Source organism: Mycobacterium colombiense, from assembly GCF_003284975.1.
Taxonomy (GTDB): domain Bacteria; phylum Actinomycetota; class Actinomycetes; order Mycobacteriales; family Mycobacteriaceae; genus Mycobacterium; species Mycobacterium europaeum_A.
Genome location: NZ_QMEU01000132.1, coordinates 1 through 10703 on the forward strand (window position 1 = coordinate 1; position 10703 = coordinate 10703).

General features: G+C 66.7%; 9 protein-coding genes, 2 tRNA genes and 4 pseudogenes. 8 read left to right on the forward strand and 7 right to left on the reverse strand.

Features of this window, described 5'->3' with window-relative positions:
• The first annotated feature begins 536 nt into the window (after positions 1-536).
• Positions 537-1394, forward strand: a complete 858-nt coding sequence (locus DQP58_RS23885) for an HAD-IB family hydrolase (protein ID WP_112710623.1) — start codon at positions 537-539, stop codon at positions 1392-1394.
• 435 nt (positions 1395-1829) lie between these two features.
• On the opposite strand, the pseudogene DQP58_RS23895 reads toward DQP58_RS23885, so the two are convergent.
• Positions 1830-2066, reverse strand: a pseudogene (locus DQP58_RS23895) (oxidoreductase); the annotation flags it as partial.
• 1 nt (position 2067) lies between these two features.
• Here DQP58_RS23895 and DQP58_RS23900 point away from each other — a divergent pair.
• From DQP58_RS23900 to DQP58_RS23910, 3 genes and pseudogenes are all read left to right on the forward strand, one after another.
• A pseudogene (locus DQP58_RS23900) lies at positions 2068-2616 on the forward strand (DUF3566 domain-containing protein); the annotation flags it as partial.
• 71 nt (positions 2617-2687) lie between these two features.
• Positions 2688-2761, forward strand: a tRNA-Ile gene (locus DQP58_RS23905).
• 148 nt (positions 2762-2909) lie between these two features.
• A tRNA-Ala gene (locus DQP58_RS23910) sits at positions 2910-2982 on the forward strand.
• On the opposite strand, the gene DQP58_RS23915 is transcribed toward DQP58_RS23910, so the two are convergent.
• Positions 2956-3549, reverse strand: coding sequence for a TetR/AcrR family transcriptional regulator (locus DQP58_RS23915; protein WP_112710618.1), 594 nt, complete (start codon positions 3547-3549; stop codon positions 2956-2958). The genes DQP58_RS23910 and DQP58_RS23915 overlap by 27 nt on opposite strands.
• Positions 3550-3744: 195 nt before the next feature.
• Here DQP58_RS23915 and DQP58_RS23920 point away from each other — a divergent pair.
• A pseudogene (locus tag DQP58_RS23920) lies at positions 3745-4957 on the forward strand (cytochrome P450).
• Between the two features lies 1 nt (position 4958).
• Here the strand turns inward: DQP58_RS23920 and cwsA are convergent.
• A complete protein-coding gene (gene cwsA, locus DQP58_RS23925) occupies positions 4959-5393 on the reverse strand; it encodes a cell wall synthesis protein CwsA (protein WP_112710619.1) in 435 nt (144 codons plus the stop codon).
• Positions 5394-5553: 160 nt separating this feature from the next.
• Here cwsA and DQP58_RS23930 point away from each other — a divergent pair, with 160 nt between their 5' ends.
• A complete protein-coding gene (locus tag DQP58_RS23930) occupies positions 5554-6102 on the forward strand; it encodes a peptidylprolyl isomerase (protein ID WP_066861810.1) in 549 nt (182 codons plus the stop codon).
• 20 nt (positions 6103-6122) lie between these two features.
• Here DQP58_RS23930 and DQP58_RS23935 read toward each other — a convergent pair whose 3' ends face one another.
• Positions 6123-6548, reverse strand: a complete 426-nt coding sequence (locus DQP58_RS23935) for a PH domain-containing protein (protein ID WP_112710624.1) — start codon at positions 6546-6548, stop codon at positions 6123-6125.
• A gap of 155 nt (positions 6549-6703) precedes the next feature.
• Positions 6704-6985 (reverse strand): cell division protein CrgA, encoded by a 282-nt coding sequence (gene crgA / locus DQP58_RS23940; RefSeq protein ID WP_083064827.1) that lies wholly within the window; start codon positions 6983-6985, stop codon positions 6704-6706.
• A 129-nt stretch (positions 6986-7114) separates the two neighbouring features.
• Between crgA and DQP58_RS23945 the strand changes: the two genes are divergently transcribed.
• Both DQP58_RS23945 and DQP58_RS23950 read left to right on the forward strand, forming a co-directional pair.
• Positions 7115-7858 carry a DUF881 domain-containing protein gene (locus DQP58_RS23945; protein ID WP_112710620.1) on the forward strand — a complete coding sequence of 248 codons (744 nt, stop codon included), beginning with the start codon at positions 7115-7117 and terminating at the stop codon, positions 7856-7858.
• 48 nt (positions 7859-7906) lie between these two features.
• The gene (locus DQP58_RS23950; protein WP_112710621.1) at positions 7907-8593 is read left to right on the forward strand and encodes an aminodeoxychorismate/anthranilate synthase component II; all 687 of its coding nucleotides are present in this window, start codon (positions 7907-7909) and stop codon (positions 8591-8593) included.
• Here DQP58_RS23950 and pknB read toward each other — a convergent pair.
• Both pknB and DQP58_RS23960 read right to left on the reverse strand, forming a co-directional pair.
• On the reverse strand, positions 8571-10451 hold the full coding sequence (gene pknB, locus DQP58_RS23955) for a Stk1 family PASTA domain-containing Ser/Thr kinase (RefSeq protein WP_112710622.1): 1881 nt from the start codon (positions 10449-10451) through the stop codon (positions 8571-8573). The two genes, DQP58_RS23950 and pknB, sit on opposite strands and share 23 nt — an antisense overlap.
• Positions 10448-10703, reverse strand: a pseudogene (locus DQP58_RS23960) (serine/threonine protein kinase); the annotation flags it as partial. The gene pknB and the pseudogene DQP58_RS23960, both read right to left, overlap by 4 nt.

The window sequence follows — 10703 nt, forward strand, 5'->3', positions numbered from 1 at the left end:
CGGCCGCGGCCACCCGATCTGACTCGGCGCGCAGGTCGGGGTCCGCCAGTAGCGCCAAGACTCCCGCCGAACCCGCCGCTCCGGAGACGCTGGTCATCCGACCACTGTGCGGGGCCGTGACCTTGGCACAACAGTCCCAAACGGGGATTTGTGGATAGAGACGCGAGTGTGCACAAACGCGTCGCGGGGCTATGCCGCCAGCGACGACGTACGCGCTTCCCCCGCAACGCACCGAGAGCCGAGCCCGGGGACGCGAAGCGAGAAAAACCGACCGTAGAAAAGGGACGACCCCCGCCAGGGGGGGAGGAGGCGAGGGTCGTCGTGTATCAGCCCCGGGGGGTCGGGCTGATACACCCTCGGCTCAGGCCGAGTAATGCTTACTATACACATGACAAGCCGGAGTAACGCAAGAGATCATTTTCTGGAAAACCAGCTTGAGCCGCGTAAACACCGCTTCGTCCGCGTCCGGAACCCCTGAGCGGCCATTTCCGGTGCGGGATGGCGGCCGTGCCGGACCGCCGACCTATGCTGGTTCCGTGACCGTCTTCGACCCCACCGCGGAGCAGTCGGCCTCGGAGCAATCGGCGTCAACCACTGCTTCCCATGCCCGCACGGCGGCCTTCTTCGACCTGGACAAGACGATCATCGCCAAGTCCAGCACCCTGGCTTTCAGCAAACCGTTTTTCAACCAGGGCCTGCTCAATCGCCGCGCCGTGCTCAAGTCGAGCTACGCGCAGTTCATCTATCTGCTCTCCGGTGCTGATCATGACCAGATGGATCGGATGCGCGCCCACATGACCAACATGTGCACCGGCTGGGACGTCGAACAGGTCAAGTCGATCGTCAACGAGACGCTGCACGACATCGTGACTCCGCTGGTCTTCGCCGAAGCCGCCGACCTGATCGCGGCCCACAAGTTGTGCGGACGCGACGTCGTGGTGGTGTCGGCCTCCGGGGAAGAAATCGTCGCCCCCATCGCCCGCGCGCTCGGCGCCACCCACGCGATGGCGACCCGGATGGTTGTCGAGGACGGTCGGTACACCGGCGAGATCTCGTTCTACTGCTACGGCGAGGGCAAGGTGCAGGCGATCCGCGAGCTGGCCGCGCGCGAGGGCTACCCGCTGGAGCACTGCTACGCCTATTCCGACTCGATCACCGACCTGCCGATGCTCGAGGCCGTCGGCCATCCCAGCGTCGTCAATCCCGACCGCGGGTTGCGCAGGGAGGCCGTGGAGCGCGGTTGGCCGGTGATCTCGTTCTCCCGACCGGTGTCCTTGCGTGACCGCATCCCCGCGCCCTCCGGTGCCGCTATCGCCACGACGGCCGCGGTGGGCATCAGCGCGCTGGCCGCCGGCGCGGTGACGTATTCGTTGTTGCGCCGCTACGCCTTTTAGCGCTTTTTAGCGACCCAGCAAACGGGCCTCGGGCGCCAGGGGATTTCCTTCGTAATTGGGCCTTGCTGTGCTAGGGGTCTAGTAGTACAAAGGAACCACGGAAGCCCGGTAAGGCCAAGGTCGAGCCGGAAGAGAAGGTTCGTTCTCCCGACCCGGGCGCCCAGCACGGTGCTCGGCACCCACGCGGAGTCATAGCCGCGAAAATGGCAGAAGTGTTGCGGGCCTGCGAAATTGCGAAAATGCGGAAGGTATCGACGGCCCTTTGGGTGGGGTTGCAACCATAAGCGTCGCGAGATCGCCGAGGCCAACCCACGCAGCCCCGAGATGCACGCTTGGTAACCGAGCCCCGTGCTAGCGGGCGGCGGACCGAACATTCGGAACGTCGCCCGCTCTACCTTTTTGTGCCCGTTTTCCCGGCTTCGGCAACCGGTTCAGCTACTTGTTGGACATCGCGTCGGCGATCGACACCGCCTCCTGCGCTCCGGCTTTCATCGCCCGGCAACACAGCACCAGCCACGTCCCCACCCCGTCGGGCGTGCCGTCGGCGAATCCTTGCGCGGCGTCGCGATAGGCGGCGGGCTGACGCATCCAGGTGACCTCGGGCACGCCCAGCCCGTGCGGGTCCAGCCCGCTGGCGATGGTCACCAACCTCGACACCGCCCGCGCCGAGACCTCTGCGACCGAGGCCTACGCGAGCGAGTTGCCGGACCTGTCCGGCGGAGTGCCGCGTGGCCCGCACCGCAAACCCGCACCCGAGCGCCCCGCCGAGTCGCCGAGCGCGTCGGGGACTGGACGGTCGGCCACCGCCGAAAGCCGGGAAGGCCGGGACAACCGGGTGCAAGTGTCACGGCGAACGCGCGGCCCGGTGCGGGCCAGCATGCAGATCCGCCGCATCGATCCGTGGAGCACCCTGAAGGTGTCGCTGCTGCTTTCGGTGGCGCTGTTCTTCGTCTGGATGATCGCCGTCGCGTTCCTCTACCTGGTGCTCGGCGGAATGGGCGTGTGGTCGAAGTTGAACAGCAACGTCGGTGACCTGCTCAACAACACCAGCGGCAGCAGCGGCGAACTAGTGTCCAGCGGCACGATTTTCGGCGGTGCGGTCTTGATCGGTCTGGTGAACATCGTGCTGCTGACCGCGATGGCCACCATCGCCGCGTTCGTCTACAACCTGACCACCGATCTGATCGGCGGTGTCGAGGTGACGTTGGCGGATCGGGACTAGCAGTGGATGCTGCGCTTTTGGGAGTCGGGCGGGGATTGCGGTAATCTCGTCGCTCGGCCGTACGCGAGTACGGGCCTATAGCTCAGGCGGTTAGAGCGCTTCGCTGATAACGAAGAGGTCGGAGGTTCGAGTCCTCCTAGGCCCACAACCATGTGCCCGTCAAGACGTTGCGTAAGACTCGCACTGCCGCTGGGACTTATCGCCGTATGGGCAGCGGTGGCGTGGTCCCGACGCGGAGTCGAGGTCTGGCACGTGGCTGTGGATGACCAAGGTCAACCACCCAGTCACGATGAGGGGCCTTAGCTCAGTTGGTAGAGCACCGCCTTTGCAAGGCGGGTGTCAGGGGTTCGATTCCCCTAGGCTCCACAGGTCACGCCCCTCCCCTGCTCCCGCATAGGACGAGCCGAGAAAGCGTTCCACCAGGGCCCGCTCGGTGGCGGCGTCCTTGAGCGGCCAGCCCCACAACGCCAGGAAGACGCGGATAAGCCACTGCGCGGCCAGGGGGTCGTCGTGGCCCGGCCCCAGCATCTCGGCGGCCAAGGTCGTCACGATCGGTGAGTTGATGACCCAATCGCTGACCGGGGCGGCGTGGATCGAGCGCATGAGCCGGGCCAGCGGATCGGAGCGCAGCCGCTCGAGCGCCATGATCGTGGCGGTCACGACCCGCTCGGGGCCGGCGAGGTCCTTGATGGCTTCGCGGATGGTGTCGACGATGCGGGCGGCCTGGATGCGAATGACGGCGTCGCGGATCGTCGCCTTGCCGCCGGCATGCCGGTAGATGGTTGCCGGTGAGCAGTGCACCCGGGCGGCCAGGGCTTCGATCGTGAAATCCTCGTAGCCCCGGCGGGCGACGAGGTCGGCCGCCGCGGTGTAGATGCGGTCGGCGGCTTCGCTACGGCGGTCGCGGCCCACCAACCAATCACTCCCAGTCATCCGTCCATGCTGCACCGTCTGCGGGCTGCGGAAACACTTTTCTCAGGCCGAGAATCTGCTACGCGAATTTCTCAGCCGAAGTAGCTGCTGGCGACGGGTGGGCGCCGTCCGCCGTGTTCGGCCGCGAGCCGCCAACGTTCCTCAACTTCCCCCATGCCATTGACCCGCCGGTGAGCTGCGTCGAGCCTGAAACGCATGGCCGTGTTGGACAAGGCGATCCGATTCTTCGGCAGCGAGGCGATCCAGGACCCCTACCCGCTGTATGACCGGATGCGCGCCGAGGCGCCGGTGCACCGCATCGGCGACTCCGTCTTCTACGCGGTATGCGGTTGGGACGCGGTGCTGGAAGCCGTCGATCGCGTCGGAGACTTTTCGTCCAACCTCACGGCGACCATGGTTTTTCACGAGGACGGCACCGTAACCCCGTTCGATATGGGACCGCCGGGAGCCCCGATGCATACGTTGGCCACCGCGGACGACCCGATTCATGCGGTGCACCGCAAGATCCTGCTACCCCATTTGCCCGCCAAACGTATTCGGATCATTGAAGAATCGCCGCAAGACCGCGGACCTTCTCTGGGAGGAGAACCTGCGCGATGGTGAGATCGAGTGGATGAGCGCGGTCGCCAACCGGTTGCCGATGATGGTGGTCTGCAAGCTGTTGGGTCTGCCCGACGATGACGTCGACAGGCTCATTCGGCTTGGCTACGCCACCACCACCTTGCTCGACGGGATCGTCACGCCCGACCAGCTCGCAGCGGCCGGAGTCGCGGCAATGGAACTCTCCGGCTATGTCCTCAAGCACTTCGAAAAGGCAAGCGACAGCAGTGAAGACGGTCTGATCGCCGATCTGGCAGCACGCTGCACATCGGGTGAACTTGAACAGCTGCCGGCGCTCGGGATCATGCCCACCCTCTTCAGTGCCGCGGGTGAATCGACGGCGTCGCTGCTGGGCAGCGCGGCCTGGATCCTTGCCGATCGCCCCGGGGTCCAGCAGCAAGTTCGCGAAAACCCGCAATTGCTAAGTAGTTTCATCGAAGAGACCCTGCGCTTTGAGCCGCCGTTTCGCGGCCATTACCGCCACGTGTGGCGCGACACCACGCTGGGTGGGGTCGAGGTACCGGCCGGCGCGCACTTGTTACTGATGTGGGGAGCGGCGAACCGCGACCCGGCACACTTTGACGCTCTCAACGAATTTCGGCTCGACCGCGCGTCCGCCAAGGGCCATGTGAGTTTCGGCAAGGGCGTGCATTTCTGCGTGGGTGCCGCGCTGGCCCGCTTGGAGGCCCACATGGTGCTGCGGATGCTGCTCGAGCGCACCGCATGGATCGACGCGACCGACGTCGGCGCGTGGCTGCCGAGCATTCTGGTCCGTCGCCGCGAGCGGCTTCAGCTGGCTGTGCGGTGATCTAGGGCCGCGGCTGCACCTCGACGCTGGGCGGCCGCGACTGGGGATCCTGGGGCTTCGCCCGCACCGAGCGCCGGATGATGCTGAACGCCGCGGCGCCGCCGGCGAGTACGGCGACGGCGACGCCCACGAAAACCAAGGGGCGCTTGCCACGACGCTGCGCGCGCCTTGCGTCCTGCAGTGCCTGGGGCAGGCTCGTCACCACTTCCTGTGCGGCGGCCAGCTCCTGGGCAAGGGTTTCCTGGGCCGCGGCGAGGTCCCGGGCCAGCCGCCCCTCTTGATACCGGCGGCGCAGCTGCGCCGCGGTCGACTGCGCGGACTGGACACTCAGGCCGACCACCCCACGGGTGAGGTCCACCGGTCCCTGCGCCGAATAGCTCAGGCCGCGGGCCAATCGCTGCCGCGGGGTCAGCCGGGAATCCGCCTTCGCGCTCATCTGTCGCCTTTCTGTCCCGTGGAACGAGCCGGCCGTGACACCGGCCGGGTAACTGAACAGACTGCCAGCATAGGGACGTCGTCGTCTTCAGTGCGCGCACGTTGCGATTTCGATGACGGTCCGCGTTGGGTGACACCGCGTGCGGCAACGCCCACCCCTAGTGGCAGACTCTCATGCCGTGACCAACAGCCCCTTTCAGACTGCTACCGCGACGCTCCACACCAACCGCGGCGACATCAAGGTCGCCCTCTTCGGAAACCACGCGCCCAAGACCGTCGCCAACTTCGTTGGCCTGGCGCAGGGCACCAAGGAGTACTCGACGCAGAACGCATCGGGCGGCTCTTCGGGCCCCTTCTACGACGGCGCGGTCTTCCACCGGGTGATCCGGGGCTTCATGATTCAGGGTGGCGACCCGACCGGAACCGGTCGCGGCGGCCCGGGTTACAAGTTCGCCGACGAGTTCCACCCCGAACTGCAATTCGACAAGCCCTACCTGCTCGCGATGGCCAACGCGGGCCCCGGCACCAACGGCTCGCAGTTCTTCATCACCGTCGGGCAGACCCCGCACCTGAACCGGCGCCACACGATCTTCGGCGAAGTGACCGATCCGGAGTCGCAAAAGGTCGTCGACGCCATCTCGACGACGAGCACCGACGGCAACGACCGTCCCACCGAGCCGGTCGTCATCGAGTCGATCACCATCTCCTGAACCCGGCGCCCGCGGGCCGCTCAGGACTGCTGGCGGCCCGCGTAGCCGGCTTCGGTGAGCGCGTCGAGCACTTCCACCGGGTCCGTCCCGAGATCCCATCGGGAGAACAGCACCAGGTCGCCGTCAGCCGTCTCGACCTCGAGTAACCGCACCCTTCGCCCGTAGCGGCGGAACTCCATGATGCGGATGATCTTGATGTCGGAATGCTGCAATACCTGCGTCCGGAACCAGCCGCGCAGCACCAGCCCGCCGGCTGTGATTGCCAGCTTGGGACGCGCGTGCCACGACACGCCGGCAAACAAGAGCAGACCCGCCGCGGCAACGCCCGCCAGAATCCGCCCGGGCGGGTCTGTGACCACGGTCACAGCGGCGATAGCCATCAAAACGCCCGCGGCTCCACAACCAGCGATTCCCGCCGTGTGCGGCTGCCATTGTGTTTGCTGCATGCGGTCCTTAACCCCTCCCACCACGGGCTATGCAGTTATCCACATCAGCTATCAACAGTGGGGATAAATCACACGCGTGTGATTGGGTGGTCGGAAAGTTGCTGACGTCGTGCCGAGTCAACCCGGAAATGAATTCATTACACCGACCGTCCTGCTCAGTGCCAGCGCATCGTGAGCAACAAACCGGTGATCATGAAAGCGAACGCGATCGCGTAGTTCCACGGGCCCAGTTGCGCCATCCAGTTCAGGGCGGCCGGGGCCTGGCTCCCGACGGCGGCCAGCTGGAACACCATCAGCCAGACGAGGCCGATCAGCATGAGACCGATGAACAGCGCGACGAACCACACGCTCGACGGCCCGACCTTGACCTTCACCGGCGTGCGGCTGACCGCGCTGACGGTGAAGTCGTTCTTCTTGCGGACCTTGGACTTGGGCATGATTACCTCGCGGATTACCTCAACGACACGGTGAGCGGGACGGGGTGCAACGATAAACAGTGCAGTCGCACCCATAGCTTGGCTACGAGACTAACTCACCTGGGACGGTGACCAGGAAATGGAGACTCGATGATCGAGACGCGCCGGTCGCCATGGCGCTTCGGCGTGCCGGTGGTGTGTCTGCTGGCCGGCCTGTTGCTCGCCGCCACCCACGGAGTCTCCGGCGGCGCCGAGATCCGGCGCAGCGACGCTCCACGCCTGGTGGACCTGGTCCGCGAAACGCAGTCGTCGGTGAACCGTCTCAGCGCGCAACGCGAGCAACTGACCGCCAAGATCGATGCCGCGCACGGCCGGTCCTCGGACGCCGCACTGTCGGCCATGCTGCGGCGCTCCGCGCAACTCGCGGGCGAGGCGGGGATGGGTCCGGTGCACGGGCCGGGCCTGGTGGTCACGCTGGCCGATGCCCAGCGCGACGCCAACGGCCGCTTCCCGCGCGACGCCTCCCCCGACGACCTGGTGGTGCATCAGCAAGACATCGAGGCCGTGCTCAACGCGCTGTGGAGCGCCGGCGCCGAGGCGATCCAGATGCAAGACCAGCGGATCATCGCCACGTCTGTGCCGCGCTGCGTCGGCAACACGCTGCTGCTCAACGGCCGGACCTACAGCCCGCCGTACACGATCACGGCGATCGGCAACGCGGCGGCCATGCAAGCCGCCCTGGCCGTCGCTCCCCTGGTGATCCTGTACAAGCAATACGTGGTCCGCTTCGGCCTCGGCTACGAGGAACAGGTGAAGTCCGACGTGCAGGTCGTCGGTCATGTCGAGCCCGACCGGCTGCATTTCGCGCAGCCCAACGGCCCCATCAGCTACTGACGCCCACGGACCAGCTACCCGGGCGGCCGCGGACGGTAACCTGGCACGATGCGGATCCTGGTTGTCGACAACTACGACAGCTTCGTGTTCAACCTGGTGCAGTACCTCGGTCAGCTGGGTGTGGACGCCGAAGTCTGGCGCAACGACGACGCCCGGCTCGCCGACCAGGCCGCCGTCGCCCGGCAGTTCGACGGAGTGCTGCTCAGTCCGGGGCCGGGCACTCCGGAACGCGCGGGCGCGTCGATTCCGATGGTTCGTGCCTGTGCCGCCGAGCGGACGCCGCTGCTCGGAGTCTGCCTGGGGCACCAGGCCATCGGCGTCGCATTCGGCGCCACCGTCGACCGCGCCCCCGAACTGCTGCATGGTAAGACCAGCAGCGTCCATCACACCAATGCCGGTGTGCTACAAGGGCTTCCGGATCCGTTTACCGCAACCCGCTACCACTCGCTGACCATCCTGCCCGAGTCGCTGCCGCCGGTGCTGCAGGTTACGGCGCACACCCCGAGCGGCGTGATCATGGGCGTGCGGCACACCGATCTACCGATCCACGGCGTCCAGTTCCACCCGGAGTCGATCCTCACCGAGGGGGGCCACCGCATGCTGGCGAACTGGCTCGCCGATTGCGGGCGGGAGCGCGACGACACGTTGGTGCGCCGGCTCGAGAATGAGGTGCACGCCGCGGTGCGGCCGTATTTCCCGGCCGACCCGCCGGCTACTGACCGAACTTCAGCGTGATGATGCCGTCGCGGTTGACCCCGGCACCCGCCGGCGGGTTCTGATACACCACCCGATGTGACTGGGAGCTGCCGGCGTCGACGTCGGCGCCCTTGTCCAGGATGCCCGTCCAGCCCAGCGCCCGTAGCCGCGGTTCGGCGTCCGTCCAGAACATGCCGGACAGGTCGGGCATGACGAACTGGTTGCCCTTGGACACCTGCAGCTCGATCACCGAGTCGACCGGAACCATCTGGCCCTTGGGCGGATTGGTGCCGATCACCTCGCCGGCCGGGCGGGTACTGTCCACCTGCACCTGGGTGACCTTGCTGAAGCCGTAGACGGTCAGGTTCTTCTGCGCGATGTCCACGGTCTGGCCGGCGATGTCGGGGACCTGCTTTGTCTCGGGCCCGGAGCCGACGATGAGGGTGACGACGTTGGTGATCGCCGAGGTCTGGTTGGCCGGCGGGTTGGTCCCGATCACCTTGCCCAGCAGTTCCGGGGTCGACGGTGAGTTGGCCTGCTTGAACTTACTGAAGCCGGCGGCCTTCAGCTTGGAAACCGCGTCGGCGTAGCTCAGCGAGGAGACGTCGGGAACCTCGCGCTGCTCGGGGCCGGTGGAGACGTTGATGGTGATCTCGTCGCCCGCATTCACCGACGCGTTGGCGCCCGGGTCGGTCCCGATGACGTGATCGGGCGGGATCGCCGAATCCGGCTTCTGCAATGTCCGGGTCTTGAAGCCGCGGTTCTGCAGCGCCGCGATGGCATCGGCGGACACCTGCCCACGCACGTCGGGCACCTGCACGTCCCGGGCGCTGCCCCCAAAGGTGTTGAAAGCAATGACGACAACGATCGTCAACACGGCCAACGCGGCCACCGCGACAATCCAGCGGCCGACCGAACCGACGCTGCGGTCCTCGCCCGCGTCGGCAAGAACTTGACGCGGCAGCGGGTCGGTGCGCGTCGGGCCGGCGCCGCCGCTCCCCGAGGACAGCAGCGAGCTGCGGTCGGCGTCGGTGAGCACCTTGGGAGCTTCGGGCTTCTCGCCGTTGTGCACCCGGATCAGATCGGCCCGCATCTCCGCCGCGGTCTGGTAGCGGTTGTCGGGATTCTTGGCCAGCGCCTTGAGCACCACGGCGTCGAGGTCGGCGGAGATGCCATCGTGCCGCTGCGAGGGTGGGACCGGGTCTTCCCGAACATGTTGGTACGCAACGGCAACTGGCGAGTCCCCGGTGAAAGGCGGTTCGCCCGTGAGGATTTCGTAGAGCACGCAGCCCAGGGAGTACACGTCGGAACGCGCGTCGACGGTGTCGCCGCGGGCCTGTTCGGGGGACAGGTACTGCGCGGTTCCGATCACCGCGGCGGTCTGGGTGACGCTGTTGCCGCTGTCGGCGATCGCTCGGGCGATGCCGAAGTCCATCACCTTGACCGCGTTGGTGGTGCTGATCATGATGTTGGCCGGCTTGACGTCGCGGTGGATGATGCCGTTCTGGTGGCTGAAGTTCAGCGCCTGGCACGCGTCGGCGATGATCTCGATGGCCCGCCGCGGCGGCAGCGGCCCATCGGTGTGCACGATGTCGCGCAGGGTGACGCCGTCGACATACTCCATCACGATGTAGGGCAGCGGCCCGGTGGGCGTCTCGGCCTCGCCGGTGTCGTAGACGGCGACGATCGACGGGTGATTCAACGCGGCGGCGTTTTGCGCCTCGCGCCGGAAGCGAAGGTAGAAGCTGGGGTCGCGGGCCAGATCCGCGCGCAGCACCTTGACAGCGACATCGCGATGCAAGCGGACGTCGCGGGCCAGGTGAACCTCGGACATACCCCCGAAGCCGAGGATTTCGCCCAGTTCATAGCGGTCGGACAGGTGCTGCGGCGTGGTCATTGCGGTGTTCCGTGTCGGGCCGGCGCGTTGTGGAAGCCGGAAGTCCCTATTGTCCCGTCGTCCGGCCAATTGAGCCGCATGCCGGGCTGCGCCCCCGAACCGCTCGGCGTCTTGCTTGCCGGCGGCGCGGATGCGGGTGGGGTTCCGGTATCGGTCACGGTAGGCGGCTGTTGCTGCTGGTCCGCCCGCGAATTGATGACGATGAGCACCGCGATGATGATCGCGAGCGCACCGAGCACCCCGGCGGCCCAC

Excerpts from the sequence above, each read along its gene's own strand:
- DQP58_RS23945 (WP_112710620.1), top strand. The coding sequence starts at position 7,115 with ATGATCGAGACGCGCCGGTCGCCATGGCGCTTCGGCGTGCCGGTGGTG.
- DQP58_RS23935 (WP_112710624.1), bottom strand. The coding sequence starts at position 6,548 with ATGCAGCAAACACAATGGCAGCCGCACACGGCGGGAATCGCTGGTTGT.
- pknB (WP_112710622.1), bottom strand. The coding sequence starts at position 10,451 with ATGACCACGCCGCAGCACCTGTCCGACCGCTATGAACTGGGCGAAATC.
- cwsA (WP_112710619.1), bottom strand. The coding sequence starts at position 5,393 with ATGAGCGCGAAGGCGGATTCCCGGCTGACCCCGCGGCAGCGATTGGCC.
- DQP58_RS23950 (WP_112710621.1), top strand. The coding sequence starts at position 7,907 with ATGCGGATCCTGGTTGTCGACAACTACGACAGCTTCGTGTTCAACCTG.
- DQP58_RS23915 (WP_112710618.1), bottom strand. The coding sequence starts at position 3,549 with ATGACTGGGAGTGATTGGTTGGTGGGCCGCGACCGCCGTAGCGAAGCC.
- crgA (WP_083064827.1), bottom strand. The coding sequence starts at position 6,985 with ATGCCCAAGTCCAAGGTCCGCAAGAAGAACGACTTCACCGTCAGCGCG.